The following is a 15990-nucleotide window of genomic DNA, read 5'->3' as shown; positions in this document are numbered from 1 at the left end:
CGTATCCTCTGGTTTCTCTCACTGGTTCAAGCTGCCAGTTTGCCTATGCCAAGCAGGCATGCCAAACGGCCCGCCAGCGCGTATTTATCAAAAATCCAAGAACCATTCTACCGGCAAATACGGCTATGGCTTGCGAGCTCCGATTCCAGGGCGTTCAGGAAGCCAGTTCAAGTACATTCCGGGCCCTCTGCAGGGCAACAGCGGAAGAGTAGATCAACGCCGCATCGGCGGCCATGGCTACGCGTAGGTCCAGCGCCTTTGCGAACTCCTCGGATGCTGCCAGCGCATTCCCGCTGACGAAGTATGCCCTGCCCAGATACTGGTGCACGATCGCTTCCTTGGAGGTGCCCTGGACATCCTGCAGCAGGTGCCGGAACAACTGCACGGCTCGGTCCAGCCGGTTGGTTGCCCTGTGCACTTCCGCTTCGAAGATCCGCAACCGGAACGACTCCGGATCCTTGTAGCGTGCCTCGGCCAACAGCTCGGCCGCTTCGTTGGGCTGGTTGTCCAGCAGTAGGGCCATGATGCGATCCGCAGGGTCTTCCGACGCCGCGAGGGCTGACTCCATGGCTTCCTCATTGACAACCACAGGAAGCAAAGTGTCCGGGTTCATCCGGACTCCGGGGAAGCCGGCAGTTGGCCAGTCGCTGACCCCTTCCCGAAGAGTGACGGTCATGATGCGATCTCCTGGTAGGCAGCAAACAGGAGTGACGTGTCAGGGACCTCCAGGATGCCCGGCTTGGCAACGCCGTCGAGGACAACGAACCGGAGGAGATCGCCTCGTGACTTCTTGTCCCGGCGCATTCCGTCCAGAAGACCCTGCCAGCGGTCTCTGCGGTACGTGATGGGCAGGCCAAGGCTCTCCAGGATGGTGCGGTGCCGGTCGGCGTCAGCATCGGACAAACGCCCGACGCTTCGCGACAACTCGGCAGCAAACATCATTCCCACGGAAACGGCGGCACCGTGGCGCCATGAGTAGCGTTCCACGAGCTCGATGGCGTGGCCCAGGGTGTGACCGTAGTTCAGGATTTCACGGAGGCCGGATTCCTTGAGGTCCTGGGAAACGACTTCAGCCTTCACGGAAATCGCGCGTTCAATGAGCTCCCGAACTACATCGGATCCGGGATCCATTACTGCGTCGGTGTTTTTTTCCACGAGGTCGAGGATTGCCGGATCAGCGATGAAGCCGCACTTGATGACCTCAGCCATTCCGGAAATGAGCTCGTTCTTCGGCAGGGTCTGGAGCGTGTCCAAGTCGGCCAGGACAGCGGCCGGGGGGTGGAAGGAACCCACAAGGTTCTTTCCTTCGGCTGTGTTGATGCCTGTTTTGCCCCCCACTGAGGCATCCACCATGCCGAGCAAGCTCGTGGGCATGTGGATGACCTTGACGCCACGGAGCCAGGTGGCCGCCACGAAGCCTGCGAGGTCCGTTACAGCGCCGCCGCCAACTGCGACGATGGCGTCGGATCGCGTGAAATCGTTCTGGCCCAGCACTTGCCAACAGAACGCCGCAACCTGAATGTGCTTGCCCTCTTCAGCATCGGGGATTTCGGCCGTGAGTGCTGTGAACCCTGCGGCCTCCAGCTCGTCCCGGACGGTATCGCCGGTCAGGCGCAGGGCCCGCGGGTGGATCACCAGAACGCGTCGTACGCGTTCGCCAAGCTTGGCAGGCAGCGTGTCCAACAGCCCGCGGCCCACCACGACGTCGTAGTTCTCGTTAGCCGACTGGCCGGTCACCTTGATGACAGTTGCTTCGTTGCTCACTTTTCAACTTCCTCTTTCAAGGCTGCATGCTCGAGCAGCCGCTCCTCCAAGTGGAGGCCGATTTCTGCCACGGATCCGGAACGGACATCCATGACAATGTCCGCGAGACGCTCATAGACGGGACGCCGGGTGGCAAACAACGCTTCCCAGCGGGTCATGGCGTCACCCTGCAGCAGCGGCCGCCCGGTGTTCCGAGCGATCCTGTCTGCGACGGTATCCGCATCGCATTCCAGATAGACAACGGTGCACTCCCCCAGCAACTGCTGGGTACCGGAGTCAAGCACAGCCCCGCCGCCCAGGGAAATGATGGCTGGCTCGACCTTGGCAGACTCGATGGCCTTCGCCACTGCCCGCGCTTCAATCTCGCGGAACGCGTGCTCTCCCCTGCCGGCGAAAATGTCCGCGATGCTGCCGTGCGCAGCTACCACCACTGCGTCAGTGTCCACGAACGGGACACGGAGTTGGTGGGCCAGTTGCTGGCCTATCGCCGATTTTCCAACGGCCATGGGGCCCACGAGAACAACGGGTCGGCCATCCGGGATAGCGCGAACCACTACCGGCCGACCGAGTCCAGGGTGGCCGGGATGCTCTCAAGGTAGCTCTGGAGGTTCCGCTGGGTCTCCGCGACGGAGTCGCCACCGAACTTTTCGGCGACAGCCTCGGCGAGAACCAAAGCCACCATAGCCTCCGCCACAACGCCTGCTGCGGGAACCGCGCAAACATCCGAGCGCTGGTGGTGTGCCTTGGCAGGCTCACCGGTGCTGACATCAATGGTACGAAGCGCCCGTGGAACGGTCGCAATCGGCTTCATGGCAGCCCGAACACGAAGAACTTCACCGATGCTCATGCCGCCTTCGATGCCACCGGCCCGGTTGGTCTGGCGAACGATCTTGCCATTCCCGTCCTTGAGGATCTCATCGTGGGCAGCAGATCCACGGCGTGCAGCTGTAAGGAAGCCGTCACCCACTTCTACGCCCTTAATGGCCTGGATACCCATGAGTGCAGCCGCGAGACGTGAGTCGAGGCGACGATCCCAGTGGACGTAGCTGCCGAGTCCAGGGGGAAGCCCATATGCCAGGACTTCCACCACGCCACCCAGGGTTTCGCCTTCCTTGTGGGCGGCATCCACCTCGGCCACCATCGCATTGGACGTCTCGCGGTCGAAACAACGCAAGGGGTCCGCGTCGAGGGCTATGACGTCGTTCGGTAACGGCAAAGGCCGGCCTTCGGGAACCGTCACGCTGGCAATGGAAACGGTGTGGCTTACCAACTCGATGCCCAGTTGCTTCAGGAATTGTGCAGCGACGGTACCAAGGGCCACGCGCGTGGCGGTCTCGCGTGCGCTGGCGCGCTCAAGGACCGGGCGGGCTTCGTCGAATCCGTACTTTTGCATGCCCGTGAAATCGGCGTGTCCCGGGCGCGGACGCGTCAGAGGTGCATTGCGGGCTTGGTCGGCGAGGACCTCAGGGTCCACGGGATCAGCAGACATGATCTGCTCCCATTTGGGCCACTCGGTGTTGCCCACCTGGATGGCAACAGGGCCACCTTGGGTAAGTCCATGACGGACGCCACCCATGATGGTGACCTCGTCCTGCTCAAACTTCATGCGGGCACCACGTCCGTAGCCCAGGCGGCGACGCGCCAACGCGTCACGAATCTGCCCGCTGGTGAGTTCTACACCGGCAGGCACGCCTTCAACAATTCCGATCAGGGCCGGACCATGGGATTCACCGGCAGTCAACCAACGCAACATATAACCAATCCTGCCATGTAAGGCTTCTAGAACACTCGCCGGGGAAGCCCGACTGAGTCGCACATCACATCTATGACGGCGGCATCAACGTCACAGCCGCTGAAGCGCCTGATCTGCTCGGCCGCCTGATACATCAGCATCTCCAAGCCCGGAACTACTGCTCCCCCGTGACCATGCCACACCTCAGCGAGGCGGCTGGGCCAAGGATCGTAGGCGACATCCAGCAGGACGCCGGCCCCGGTGCCTGGCAACGCCGCGAGCTCTTCAGCCAAGGAATCAGCGGCACGCGGTGGAAAAGTAGAGATCACCAGATCCGTGCCGGCCACAGCAGTTGCCGCTTCCGTCAGGGGCCTGATGTTGAGGGAAATTCCGACGGCGGCCGCGGCAGCTTGCGCGTCGCCGGCACGTCCCGCGTCGCGAACGAAAACGTCGACGTGACGGGCGCCAAGTTCCTGCACCGCAGCGACGGCCGCAGCGGAAGTGCCACCACCGCCAAGGATCGCCGCGTGGGGTGCAGCAACAACGCCCGCGTAGCGGACCGCTTCAACTATGCCCGCAACATCCGTGTTGTAGCCCACCCGACGCACCTGTCCGGCGTCGTGCTCGAAAACCACAGTGTTGATAACGCCTAGATGGGCACCGGCGCCGCGGACTTCATCTACTTCTTTGACCATGGCCGACTTCAGCGGCATGGTGACCGAGAGGCCACACCAAGCTTCATCTCCGCGGATCGAGTCCATGAATGAAGGAAGGCGTTCCACAGTGACGTCGATGGCCGAGTACTCGATATCCACACCCAACTTGGCGTAGGCAGCAGAGTGCAGTGCCGGAGATTTCGAATGTGAGATCGGGTGCCCGAGTACTGCGGCGCGACGACTCACACACACCGTCCCGCGTTGGCCTGGCACCACGCGTTGTACTGCTCAACGTAGGTGTTGTGCTCAGCCAAGGTCTTGGAGAACTTGGTTTCCTTGCTGTCCAGGTTGATGGTCACCCAGTAGAGGTAGTCATTCTGCGTCGGCTTGGCTGCCGCATCAATCGCGGTCTTTCCCGGCGAGCCAATAGGTCCTACCGGTAGCCCGACATTGGCGTAGGTGTTATAGGCGTTGGACTTGTCGGCCTTTTCTTCCTCAGTGAGGTGGAACGACTTCTTACCCAAGCCATACGTCACAGTGGCATCGGACTGGATGAGTCCGCTGGTCTCTATGTTGTTGGGCTTGAGCCTGTTGTAAATGGCTCCGGCCACGTTCCCGTAATCTGCCTGACCACCTTCGGCCTGCACGATGCTGGCGATGGTTACGGTGTCGTACTGCTTGGCGGGGTCTGTAACACCTTGGGCTTTGAGTTCATCAAGGGTGGTGGTTACCAACTTCTGGATGATGTCCTTGGCGGGAGTTCCGAGCTCAAAACGGTATTCCCCCGGGGCAAGGAAACCTTCCAGGTTTTTGGCCTTGGCAGGAACCCCGAATTGTCCAGGCGCCTGATTCAAAGCGTTGAGCTCTTGCACCGGAATGCCGGAACCCTTGGAAATGGCCTCCAACGACTCATTGATGCGCAGCCCCGCGCTCAGCGCGAAGTACATCACCTTCCCGGCGTCCTTGTTGACGAGGACAGCAACGGCATCGGAGTTCTTCATTTCGGTGCGGAACGTGAACTCGCCGGGAGACAACTCCCCGCCATCACTCAGGAATGCCTCAACAAAAGCATCAGAATCCGCAACCACGCGGTTTTGAACGAGCTCGTTAGCTACGGCTTTGGGACCGGAACCCTCGGGGACGTTGATTGTCACCGACCCCGTTCCGGGGCCCGGGTAATCGGTAACCCTATCCATGCCCAGCAAGGGCTTCAGGAACTGCGCACCAATGGCGATGGCGGCGACAAAGACTCCCAGAGTGATCAGGAGAGCCAGGACTCGACGACGACGGCGGGCCTTTTTCGCGGCGGCCTTCGATGCCGGACTGGCAACAGGGGCAATAAGGTCATGGTGGTGCTCATCATGGAGATGAACGTCGTCGTGTAGTTCTTCATGGATGTCCAACTGGTAGTGGTCATCATGCACAGCGAACTCGTGCTGGTCATGACCTTCGTGAATATCACCGTGATCAGCAGCGGCGTGTTCACTGAGATCGTGGTCATTGACCTCGTGGACGTCGACTTCATCCTCGTGGACGGGGACGTTTTCGTCGTGCAGATCCTCGTGACGACCTTCGTGCTCACCAAGCACCTGGGGCGCATGCACCTCGGAGTCGCCGGGCTCATGGGCCGGAGCCTCTGCCTGGGCCGGGTTCCCGTTCCGGGATTCGGCCACAGGCGCGGCCGCAGCTGACGGGGGTGCCACAGGTGTTGGGGGCGCTACGGGTGTTGGGGGTGCTACAGGTGCTGGGGGCGTCACGGGCGCGGGTTGAACGGCCGGCACTGGTCGGGGCAATTCCGGCTCAACTTCCGCTGAGGGAACCGCCTCTCCCGGAGTCGCTTCAGGAACGGGTACCACATTGTGGTTCTGCGTGGCGAGGAATCGTTCACGCGCCCGCAACTCTTTGCGGGTTAGCGACATACCGCCGCCGGCGGTACCGCTGGAGGGGTCGTTGTTGACCGGGCTCACAGTTGCAGTCCCCTCTTAGAAGAATCGGATTCACGGCCTGAGGCAGCCCGCAGCGTTGGGGCACTGCTGGGTTTCTCGGACTGCGCCGGTGCCTGCACTCGGCGGCCAACGTCCGTTCCTCTGGCTTTTTGCATGTCGATTGCGTGCTGAAGTATTCCAGCAGCGGCAACCTGATCAACCACTTTACGGTGGTTCTTGCTGCTCATGCCAGCTTCGTGCAGGTTGCGGTGTGCCGTAACAGTGGAAAGTCGCTCATCGACCAGGTTTACGGGAACGTCCAAACCGACGCGCAGAAGCTCACTGGTAAGAAGGTCTGCGTAGTCCATGGCCATTTGCGCAGACGCGCGTTCCTCACCCTTCATGGTTCGTGGAAGACCCACGAAAATCTGGACCGCCTGCAACTCCGCCGCGTGCTTGACCACTACGCGAACATCGGAGTTTTTCTTGCTGTCCCGCCCTACCGTCTTGAACGGCGTGGCCAATATCCCGTCGGGATCACAAATGGCCAGACCCACCCGGACGGTACCGACGTCTACCCCCAGCTTGATGCCGTGGGGGTAGACGCCACTGTCAGTACTGGAATTCACCGTCAGCGCTTGGCTATCGCATCCACCACCGCTGTGAGGGCCTCGGAGACCTTCCCAGCGTCGGTGCCGCCGCCTTGGGCGACGTCGTCCTTGCCGCCACCGCCACCGCCGAGGATGCCCGCGGCCAAGCGGACAAGCACGCCTGCCTTGACGCCTGCTTCGCGGGCGGCCTCATTGGTAGCGATCAGAATGACGGGCCGGTCATTGCTCACACCGGCAACAGCCACGGTGGAGGCTTCAGAACCGAGTCGATTGCGCAGATCCAGGGCAAGGTTCCGCAGGTCGTCGGCTCCACCCACCTGACCGGCGTCGTGAGCTACGACCCGAACACCGGCGGCATCCTTGGCGGTACCCACCAGGTTTGCGGCCGCTGCTGCAAGCTGTTCCTTACGGAGGCGATCGAGTTCCTTCTCCGTGGCCTTGAGCTTGTTCAGAGTGCTGGAGATGCGGTCAGCAAGTTGTCCGGACGGAACTTTCAAGAGTTCCGTGAGCTCGGAAACCAGAGCACGCTCGGCTGCCAAGTGACGGAAGGCGTCCAGGCCAACAAACGCCTCGACACGGCGGTTTCCGGAACCAACAGATTGCTCGCCCAGCAAAGAAAGGCTGCCGATCAAGGAAGTGTTGGAAACGTGGGTACCACCGCACAATTCGCGTGACCAAGCGCCGTCGATCTCCACTACGCGGACTTCGCTGCCGTAGTTCTCACCGAACAGAGCCATGGCGCCCAGCGCCTTCGCTTCAGCGAGCCCCATCACCTTGGTGTCCACCCGGAAGTTGTTCCGGATGGCGATGTTGGAGACCTCTTCGATTTCAGACCGGGTGGCAGTGCTCAAGCCCTCACCCCAGGCGAAGTCAAAGCGAAGGTATCCGGCCTTGTTGTAGGAACCGCGCTGGGTAGCTTCCGGGCCCAGGATCTGGTGCAGCGCGGCATGCACAATGTGCGTGCCGGTGTGCGCCTGCTCGGCAGCATGGCGACGTTCACGGTCGACGGCGGCGCGCACCAGCGCGTCGGAAGCGATCTCACCTTCACGGACTATTGCTTTGTGCACGCTCAGGCCCTTGATGGGACGCTGCACGTCCAGGACCTCCACGACGAAGCCATCGCCGGTGATGAGGCCGGTGTCAGCTGACTGGCCACCGGCTTCTGCATAGAACGGGGTTTCGTTGAGGACCAGTTCAATCTCGTCGCCAGTGGAAGCGTGCGCCACCGCACGGCCAGCGCTGACGATGCCGCGGACCTTGGCCTCGCCCTCAAGTTCGTCGTATCCGGTGAAGACCGTCTCACCCTTGCCGAGGAGCTCTTGGTAGGCGCTGAGGTCTGCGTGGCCGCCCTTCTTGCCCTTGGCATCGGCCTGGGCACGCTGGCGCTGCTCAAGCATGAGCGCACGGAAGCCTGCCTCGTCCACCTTGAGGCCGGCTTCTTCGGCCATTTCCAGGGTCAGGTCGATCGGGAAACCGTACGTGTCGTGCAGGGCAAAAGCCTCCGCGCCGGACAAGGGAACGCCTGCCGCCTTCGATTCGGCTACCGCGTCCTCCAGGCGGGCCGTACCGGAAGCAATAGTGCGCAGGAACGCCTTTTCTTCCGCGTAGGCGATCCGGCTGATACGGGCAAAGTCAGTTTCCACCACCGGGTAGACACCCTTCATGGCGTCGCGGGAGGCGGGAAGGAGGTCAGGCAGGCAAGCTTTTTCAACACCGAGCAGGCGCATGGCGCGTACAGCGCGGCGAATGAGCCGGCGCAACACGTAGCCACGGCCCTCATTGGACGGTGCCACGCCGTCAGCGATGAGCATCAAAGCAGAACGAATGTGGTCACCAACGACGCGCATGCGGACATCGTCCGTGTGGTGCGGGTCTTCCGGAGATTCGGCCGAGGTGTACTCGCGGCCGGACAGTTCAGCAGCTTTGTCGATGACCGGACGGACCTGATCGGTCTCATACATGTTTTCGACGCCCTGGAGGATCATCGCGAGACGCTCCATGCCCAAGCCCGTGTCGATGTTCTTCTGCGGCAGTTCACCAACGATGTCGAAGTCCACCTTGGAGCGGACGTTCTCGATCTGGTACTGCATGAACACGAGGTTCCAGATTTCGATGTAACGGGTCTCGTCGGCCAGGGGGCCGCCTTCGATGCCGTAAGCAGGGCCGCGGTCGTAGTAGATCTCCGAGCAGGGGCCGGCGGGGCCCGGCTGGCCAGTTGACCAGTAGTTGTCAGCCTTGCCCATGCGCTGGATGCGCTCTGCCGGAATTCCGGTGTTCTTGAGCCACAGCTCCTTGGCTTCGTCGTCCTCTTCGTAGACAGTCACCCAGAGACGTTCCGCCGGAAGCCCGTAGCCGCCGTCGTCAACGCTAGTAGTGAGCAGCTCAAAAGCAAACTTGATGGCGTCTTCCTTGAAGTAATCGCCAAACGAGAAGTTGCCGCACATCTGGAAGAACGTGCCGTGGCGGGCGGTCTTGCCCACTTCCTCGATGTCTCCGGTGCGGATGCACTTCTGGACACTCGTTGCACGGCTGTAGGGAGGCTCTTCGCGCGCGGTCAGATAAGGAATGAAAGGAACCATTCCGGCCACAGTGAAGAGAAGTGACGGGTCGCTGGAAACGAGCGACGCGGAGGGAACGGCGGTGTGGCCCTTGTTGACAAAAAAGTCCACCCAGCGCTTGGTGATCTCCTGCGACTTCATTAGCTGATTACTTACCCTTCTCAATTCACTGCACACGATGTGCGCGGTACCGGCTGGTGCCGTTCCGCAGCTTTCCATTCTGCCCTGTTGAGGGCTTGGGGGCGAACCGCTCCCACTAGCGCCGGGCGGCTCCGGCGTCGTCGATCCCCAACGCTGCCCGTAAATCCTCTTCGCGTTGATGCATCCCTGTACGCACGGCGTCGGCAAAGTCGAACAGTCCGTCAGCCATTCGGCCGACGGCACGATTCAGGCCCTCCGGCCCAAGGTTTGCTTGGGCTTCGGTGATCTTACGGAAGGCAATGACGCCGATAGCGACGCCGATGCCCATCCAGACAATTCTCTTCATGAGGTTTCAGTCTCCCTGTAATTCAGCAGTTGGCTTGTTCGGCGGCTGACTTGTTCAGCGGCTGCGGCGGCCGGAGGAAGGCGTGCGGCGTCCAGCGAAGGCTGAACGGACGCCATAGCTGAAGGCAGCCACCTTGATCAGCGGGGAGCCTACTGTTGCTGCAACGAGCGAGGACAACGCGGAGATGTTGGCCGATGCATCGGAGACGTTGGAGGCGATGCCGTCAACCTTCTTCAACTGCTGGTTGGTGGTGGTGACCGTTGCAGTCACTTCATCCATCAGGGGCGTGGCGCCATCGCTGATGGAACGGATGGAGGTCCGCACCTCGTCAAAGACGCCGCCCAGCTTCAAAATGGGCACGGCCAAAAGCAAGACGAGGAGCGCGAAGACTCCTGCTGCGATGAGGCCGGCGATGTCGCCACCAGACATAGAACTCTTCTCCTTGGATCGTTTCGCTGCCTCGCACCAGCCGGTTCACGGCTTTGGCCGAAGCCTCCCCAAGTACCTTACCTATATTGGACCGGTACCTTACATACAAAGAAGCCCGCGGCGTGTGCCACGGGCTTCTTTGTATGCGCTGCTTGAATTTAGCGAGCGTAGAATTCGACGACGAGCTGCTCTTCGCAGATCACGGGGACCTCGGAGCGCTTCGGGCGACGAACCAGGCGGGCCTGGAGGGCGTCAATCTTGACGTCCAGGTATGCCGGCACGTTGTTGAGCACGTGTGCGCCAGCGGCTGCCACCTGGAACGGGGGCATAACCTCGGAGCGGCTGTGAACGTGAATGAGCTGGCCTTCGCCAACGCGGAAGGACGGGCGGTCCACGCGGATGCCGTCAACCATGATGTGGCGGTGCACAACCAGCTGGCGTGCCTGTGCGATGGTGCGGGCGAAGCCTGCACGGAGCACGAGGGCGTCCAAACGCATTTCGAGCAGCTCAACCAGGTTTTCACCGGTGAGGCCCTTGGTGCGGCGTGCTTCTTCGAAGGCGCGGGTCATCTGGGCTTCGCGGATGCCGTACTGGGCGCGCAGACGCTGCTTTTCGCGCAGACGTACGGCGTAGTCGGAGTCCTGCTTCTTGCGGGCACGGCCATGCTCGCCGGGGCCGTACGGGCGGCGCTCCATGTACTTGGCGGCCTTGGGGGTCAGAGCAATGCCGAGTGCACGCGAAAGGCGTGCGGTACGGCGAGCACGAGTGTTGTTAGCCACTTGTGTCCTTCCAATTACTGCGGTGTGTCAGTGTTACTGGCCTCCATCAGGGAGAGCATCGGCCAACCGCTGCCTCTTGCTACTAGCCCGGGCGCACAGCACTATTGAAGAAATCTTCAGAGGGATTGTGCGTCGGGCCATGCCAGACAAGCAACTATCCTACCACGCGCAGAGCCCGCCGCCGCAGCTGGAAGGATCCTGCCGGCTACTCCCCGCGTACGATCTTGCGGAGCCGTTCCAGCCTGGCAGCAATATCCCGTTCAGCTCCGTTATTGGTGGGCTGGTAATAATCCTTACCCACCAGGTCATCCGGCGGATATTGCTGGGTTGCCACACCGTGGGGTTCGTCGTGTGCATACTTGTAGCTCTTGCCGTGGCCCAACTGCTTCGCACCGGGGTAGTGCGCGTCACGCAAATGCATGGGAATGCCGCCACCAAAACCGGCACGAACATCGGCCACCGCTTTGTTCAAACCCATATAGGCGGAATTGGACTTGGGCGCTGTGGCCAGGTGGACCACGGCTTCGGCCAACACGATGCGCCCCTCCGGCATACCGATCAACTGCACTGCTTGCGCCGCAGCCACTGCGGTCTGCAACGCTGTGGGATCAGCCATGCCGATATCCTCGGCTGCGGAGATCACGATCCGCCTCGCTACGAATCTCGGATCCTCCCCGGCCTCGAGCATGCGTGCCAGATAGTGCAAGGCAGCATCCACGTCGGAGCCCCGGATGGACTTGATGAACGCACTGGCCACATCGTAGTGCTGGTCCCCGGCGCGGTCGTAGCGAACGGCCGCCGCATCCAAGGCGCGCTCGGTGTGGCGGAGTTCCACCAGCACCGGCGCGTCAGGCAGGCCATCGTTCGCGAGTCCGGGTTCGCCGTCGTCAGCGTCACTCTCCCCCTCGCCTGTTGTTGGGGCGTCGGGGGAAATGTCGACGGTGGCAGAGTCACCGAAGGCGACGCCGGCAGCTGCTTCCAGTGCTGTCAGCGCCCGTCGGGCATCACCTCCGGATAGCCGGACCAAATGGTCCAGCGCCTCAGGGCTAAGCTCCACACGGCCGGCCAGGCCACGGGCGTCGGCCACAGCCCTCTGCAGCAGACCAAAAATGTCGTCATCGGTGAGCGGCTTCAGGGTGAGCAGGAGTGAACGAGACAGGAGCGGCGACACCACGGAGAAGGAGGGATTTTCCGTGGTTGCAGCTACCAGTACTACCCAGCGGTTCTCGACACCGGGCAGCAGTGCATCCTGTTGGGCCTTGTTAAAGCGATGAATCTCGTCAAGGAAGAGGACCGTTGTTTTCTTGTACAGGTCCCGGGCCGTCAAGGCCTCGTCCATGACGCGCCGGACGTCCTTGACTCCGGCCGTGATGGCAGACAACTCAACGAACTTACGTCCGGGTCCGCGCGCGATCACGTGGGCGAGCGTGGTCTTCCCGGTTCCGGGAGGCCCCCAAAGGATCACAGAACTGGGACCCGCCGGGCCGGCAGCCTCAGCACCCGCTGCCAATTGACGCAAAGGCGAACCTTGCCCCAGCAGATGCTGCTGCCCCACCACCTCGTCCAGCGACCGGGGACGCATTCTCACCGCCAATGGGCTGCGTTGGGAAGCCATCCAATGAGCATCGGACGGCCCCCCTGACGCGGGCAGATCCTCCGACTCGTCGTCGTCAACTGCACCCGCACCAAAGAGATCTTCCACATGGATAGGCTACTCATAGTTTCAGCAAAGGAGACATTGACGTGGATCGCCGAGCATCTGCCCCTCACCAGCCTCCCGGCAGCCGGACCGCTTTGGTGCCCGCAGCCAGATTGCAGGGTTGGGCCGACCGGTTCGCGTCGAGCCACGGCGCCGTTGTCGAAGACCTTCACGACGGTGGACTCCTCCTGCGGGCAGCCGACGGTGCAACTGCAATGTTGAAGGCCCCCTGGCCGGCTGACGGACGTCCGGGACGGGGAGGAACTGAGCTTGAACGCCTGGCTTCACTTGCGAACCAGGAACGGGGGCTTGGCCTGCTCCTTGTTCGCAGGGGCGGCTACGCCATAGCTGCTGCCAGCGGTTCCACGATCCTGGCTTCGAAGAGTGGCAGTCGCTTCCTCGAAGCCAGGGCCACAGCAGAACAGGCCTTCCGTATCTTCAACGAACACCGCATTGAGTACATCGTCCCGGGCGGCGACCGCGTCCTGGTGGATCAGCTTCTTGGCCAGCCGTTACTCAAAGCCGTGGCAGGACGGACCCGGTTGGCCTTCCTGGACATTCAAGGGCCAAAGACAGCCGTGCTGGCGAAGGCGGCTGCCAACGCCTGCTCCGTGCGCATCACAGTGACTGATCCGCCCTTCTAACAGCCGCTGGACGCACGCCTCAGGGGTGCCTGCCGGTACAGGTAGCTGCCGTAGTCGGCGAAGCCAGCTCCTGAGTAAAGTAACTGCGCTCCACGATTGGCCTCGGTGACAAGGAGCCAGAATCCCTCGAGATTCCGCTGGGCCCCGGCATTCAACAACGCAGTCAGCGCCTCCGTCCCATATCCGCGCCTGCGGTGCCCGGCCGACGTCGCCATGCTGTAGATGCCGCCCCAACCGTCCACCAAGGCGAGTCGTCCGACGGCGGCGGGCGCGCCGTCGTCGTCCCTCACCATTGCGTATAGCGCCGGACAGCCGGTGAGAATCTTGTGGGCGACTGACAGCTCTGCGTCACCACCACGGCCGTCCACGGACCACCACACGTGCAGCCATTCTTCGGAGGGTTCATCAGCCATTTCAACGTTCCGGCCCGAGCTGCTGGCCGGCAGCTCATCCATGTTGCGGACCATGATCCTTGTTGCGGATTGCCTCGTGAAGCGTTGCTCATCCAGGACGGCATTGAGTCCGGAACTGCGGGAGTCATCGAACACCTGGAAGATCAGGGGAAGGCGACGAAGCCGGTACCACTCAGCTGCTGCTCGCACGGCTCGTGTGATGCCCTGGTTGCCGTTCGGCCCGCCGTCTGAGTTCCTTGGCCAGACGGAATTGGCCCTCTGGGTCACTCCGCCCGAAGCACGGAGGACCCACTCCCCCGCATGTCCCCGGCCAAGGTTTTCCACGTCAAGGTTTTCCACGTCAAAGTCCTCGCGCTCAAGCGCAGGCCAGGCCTTGTCCATGAGCGATTCCAGGAATGCTTGCTCCATCATGCGAGGCTCCTTTTGTGGCTGGAACGCAAAAAGCTCCCCACCTTGGTGAGGAGCCTTTTGGGCAGAAACTTATTCAGACTTCGTTTCCGGCTTGGCTGCGGGCTTGGCCTCCGGCTTGAAGTCGACGCCCGCTTCCTTGCGCTGCTGCGGCGTGATCGGTGCCGGCGCCGCGGTCAGGGGGTCGTAGCCGTTGCCCGACTTCGGGAAAGCAATGACGTCGCGGATCGACTCGACGCCGGCCAACAAAGCAACAACCCGGTCCCAGCCCAGGGCCATTCCACCGTGCGGAGGTGCGCCGTACTTGAAGCCTTCGAGCAGGAAGCCGAACTTGGTTTCGGCGTCTTCCTTGTCCAGGCCCATGAGCTGGAAGACGCGTTCCTGCACTTCGCGCTCATGGATACGGATGGAACCGCCGCCGATCTCGTTGCCGTTGCAGACGATGTCGTAGGCGTAAGAGAGAGCCGATTCCGGGTCCTTATCGAAGGTGTCCAGGAACTCAGGCTTCGGCGAGGTGAAAGCGTGGTGCACGGCCGTCCACTGGCCAGCGCCCACTGCAACGTCACCGGAGGCAACAGCAGCAGCAGCGGGCTCGAACATGGGAGCGTCCACGATCCAGACGAAAGCCCAGTCCTTGGGGTCGATCAGGCCGGTCCGGTGACCGATCTCAACACGGGCAGCACCCAGCAAAGCGCGGGCTGCGGACTTCTCGCCGGCGGCGAAGAAGATGCAGTCGCCGGGCTTGGCGCCAACAGCGTCCGCCAGGCCTCCGCGCTCGGCCTCTGTAAGGTTCTTGGCCACCGGGCCCGCCAACTCGCCGTCTTCTTTGAAGAGGACATAGGCCAGGCCCTTGTGCCCGCGCTGCTTGGCAAATTCCTGCCAACCGTCCAAGGTACGGCGCGGCTGTGAAGCACCACCGGGCATCACGACGGCGCCCACGTACGGCGCCTTGAAGACACCGAAATTGGTGTCCTTGAAGAACTCTGTGAGCTCCGTCAGTTCAACACCGAAACGCAGGTCCGGCTTGTCCGAGCCGTACTTGGCCATAGCGTCCAAGTACGTCATGCGGCGGATCGGGGTGGGGATCTCGACGTCGATCAGCTGCCACAAGGCCTTGACGATTGCCTCGCCGAGCTCAATGACATCGTCCTGGTCCACGAAGCTGGCTTCGATGTCCAGCTGCGTGAATTCCGGCTGGCGGTCCGCACGGAAATCCTCATCGCGGTAGCAGCGGGCAATCTGGTAGTACTTCTCGAAGCCGCCCACTTGGAGGAGCTGCTTGAAAAGCTGCGGCGACTGCGGGAGGGCGTACCAGGAACCGGGCGCCAGACGTGCCGGAACCACGAAGTCACGGGCGCCTTCCGGCGTCGAACGCGTCAGCGTGGGGGTTTCGATTTCGATGTAGCCCCGCTGGTGCAGAAGTTCGCGTGCCACCCGGTTTGCCTCGGAACGCAGACGCATGTTGCGGGCGGGGCCGGGGCGGCGGAGGTCCAGGTAGCGGTGCTTGAGACGGGCTTCCTCGCCAACCTCCACGTGTTCGTCGATCTGGAATGGCAGGGGTTCGGAGGTGTTGAGGATGACCACCTTGTCCGCGATGACCTCGATCTCACCCGTAGCCAAGGCAGGGTTCTCATTGCCTTCAGGACGCTTGTTGACAGTACCTGTCACCTGCAGGACGTACTCGTTCCGCAAGCCGTGGAAGACCTCTTCCTCACGGACAACCACCTGGGCTACACCGGACGCATCACGCAGGTCAACGAATGCAACGCCACCGTGATCACGGCGGCGCCCCACCCAGCCGGCCAGGGTAACGGTTTGTCCAATGTGCTCGGAGCGAAGAGATCCGAGGTCATGTGTGCGCAGCACAGCATTCCTTTCAGCATGA

At 62.1% G+C, this 15990-nt stretch carries 15 protein-coding genes; 1 reads left to right on the top strand and 14 read right to left on the bottom strand.

The window, feature by feature from the left end; genetic code table 11:
- Nucleotides 1-154 precede the first annotated feature (154 nt).
- The 12 genes from M1D89_RS12105 to M1D89_RS12050 form a co-directional block, all read right to left on the bottom strand.
- Complete coding sequence (locus tag M1D89_RS12105) at nucleotides 155-676, bottom strand: tetratricopeptide repeat protein (RefSeq protein WP_498650761.1); 522 nt, start codon at nucleotides 674-676, stop codon at nucleotides 155-157.
- Nucleotides 673-1764, bottom strand: coding sequence for a 3-dehydroquinate synthase (gene aroB / locus M1D89_RS12100; protein WP_429329989.1), 1092 nt, complete (start codon nucleotides 1762-1764; stop codon nucleotides 673-675). Before aroB ends, M1D89_RS12105 begins: the two co-directional genes overlap by 4 nt.
- A complete protein-coding gene (locus tag M1D89_RS12095; protein WP_498650760.1) occupies nucleotides 1761-2318 on the bottom strand; it encodes a shikimate kinase in 558 nt (185 codons plus the stop codon). The genes aroB and M1D89_RS12095 overlap by 4 nt, the downstream gene beginning before the upstream one ends.
- Nucleotides 2318-3517, bottom strand: a complete 1200-nt coding sequence (gene aroC, locus M1D89_RS12090) for a chorismate synthase (RefSeq protein WP_498650759.1) — start codon at nucleotides 3515-3517, stop codon at nucleotides 2318-2320. The genes M1D89_RS12095 and aroC overlap by 1 nt, the downstream gene beginning before the upstream one ends.
- A gap of 26 nt (nucleotides 3518-3543) precedes the next feature.
- Nucleotides 3544-4398 (bottom strand): shikimate dehydrogenase, encoded by an 855-nt coding sequence (locus M1D89_RS12085; RefSeq protein WP_498650758.1) that lies wholly within the window; start codon nucleotides 4396-4398, stop codon nucleotides 3544-3546.
- On the bottom strand, nucleotides 4395-6119 hold the full coding sequence (gene mltG, locus M1D89_RS12080; RefSeq protein WP_498650757.1) for an endolytic transglycosylase MltG: 1725 nt from the start codon (nucleotides 6117-6119) through the stop codon (nucleotides 4395-4397). Before mltG ends, M1D89_RS12085 begins: the two co-directional genes overlap by 4 nt.
- Complete coding sequence (ruvX, locus tag M1D89_RS12075) at nucleotides 6116-6706, bottom strand: Holliday junction resolvase RuvX (RefSeq protein WP_498650756.1); 591 nt, start codon at nucleotides 6704-6706, stop codon at nucleotides 6116-6118. Before ruvX ends, mltG begins: the two co-directional genes overlap by 4 nt.
- A 2-nt stretch (nucleotides 6707-6708) precedes the next feature.
- Complete coding sequence (gene alaS, locus M1D89_RS12070; protein WP_498650755.1) at nucleotides 6709-9387, bottom strand: alanine--tRNA ligase; 2679 nt, start codon at nucleotides 9385-9387, stop codon at nucleotides 6709-6711.
- Nucleotides 9388-9502: 115 nt separating this feature from the next.
- Complete coding sequence (locus M1D89_RS12065; RefSeq protein ID WP_208295800.1) at nucleotides 9503-9733, bottom strand: hypothetical protein; 231 nt, start codon at nucleotides 9731-9733, stop codon at nucleotides 9503-9505.
- 54 nt (nucleotides 9734-9787) lie between these two features.
- Nucleotides 9788-10162 carry a DUF948 domain-containing protein gene (locus tag M1D89_RS12060; protein ID WP_017197541.1) on the bottom strand — a complete coding sequence of 125 codons (375 nt, stop codon included), beginning with the start codon at nucleotides 10160-10162 and terminating at the stop codon, nucleotides 9788-9790.
- A 158-nt stretch (nucleotides 10163-10320) separates the two neighbouring features.
- Complete coding sequence (gene rpsD / locus M1D89_RS12055; protein WP_011774968.1) at nucleotides 10321-10941, bottom strand: 30S ribosomal protein S4; 621 nt, start codon at nucleotides 10939-10941, stop codon at nucleotides 10321-10323.
- A gap of 205 nt (nucleotides 10942-11146) precedes the next feature.
- A complete protein-coding gene (locus M1D89_RS12050; RefSeq protein ID WP_498650754.1) occupies nucleotides 11147-12643 on the bottom strand; it encodes a replication-associated recombination protein A in 1497 nt (498 codons plus the stop codon).
- Nucleotides 12644-12684: 41 nt separating this feature from the next.
- Here M1D89_RS12050 and M1D89_RS12045 point away from each other — a divergent pair, with 41 nt between their 5' ends.
- Nucleotides 12685-13284 (top strand): Vms1/Ankzf1 family peptidyl-tRNA hydrolase, encoded by a 600-nt coding sequence (locus M1D89_RS12045; protein WP_498650753.1) that lies wholly within the window; start codon nucleotides 12685-12687, stop codon nucleotides 13282-13284.
- On the opposite strand, the gene M1D89_RS12040 is transcribed toward M1D89_RS12045, so the two are convergent.
- Entirely contained in the window at nucleotides 13281-14108 is an 828-nt protein-coding gene (locus tag M1D89_RS12040; RefSeq protein WP_498650752.1) for a GNAT family N-acetyltransferase, read from the bottom strand. The genes M1D89_RS12045 and M1D89_RS12040 overlap by 4 nt on opposite strands.
- A gap of 69 nt (nucleotides 14109-14177) precedes the next feature.
- Nucleotides 14178-15971 carry an aspartate--tRNA ligase gene (gene aspS, locus M1D89_RS12035; protein ID WP_498650751.1) on the bottom strand — a complete coding sequence of 598 codons (1794 nt, stop codon included), beginning with the start codon at nucleotides 15969-15971 and terminating at the stop codon, nucleotides 14178-14180.
- Nucleotides 15972-15990: the final 19 nt, after the last annotated feature.

The sequence above is a fragment of the Arthrobacter sp. D3-18 genome, from assembly GCF_054408525.1.
The sequence above is the reverse complement of the archived record's forward strand: the minus strand, read 5'-3'. Positions and strand labels throughout refer to the sequence as shown.

Bases quoted from the DNA above. Each gene is read 5' to 3' on its own strand.
- M1D89_RS12040 (WP_498650752.1), bottom strand. From the start codon at position 14,108: ATGATGGAGCAAGCATTCCTGGAATCGCTCATGGACAAGGCCTGGCCT.
- aroC (WP_498650759.1), bottom strand. From the start codon at position 3,517: ATGTTGCGTTGGTTGACTGCCGGTGAATCCCATGGTCCGGCCCTGATC.
- alaS (WP_498650755.1), bottom strand. From the start codon at position 9,387: ATGAAGTCGCAGGAGATCACCAAGCGCTGGGTGGACTTTTTTGTCAAC.
- M1D89_RS12065 (WP_208295800.1), bottom strand. From the start codon at position 9,733: ATGAAGAGAATTGTCTGGATGGGCATCGGCGTCGCTATCGGCGTCATT.
- M1D89_RS12105 (WP_498650761.1), bottom strand. From the start codon at position 676: ATGACCGTCACTCTTCGGGAAGGGGTCAGCGACTGGCCAACTGCCGGC.
- M1D89_RS12060 (WP_017197541.1), bottom strand. From the start codon at position 10,162: ATGTCTGGTGGCGACATCGCCGGCCTCATCGCAGCAGGAGTCTTCGCG.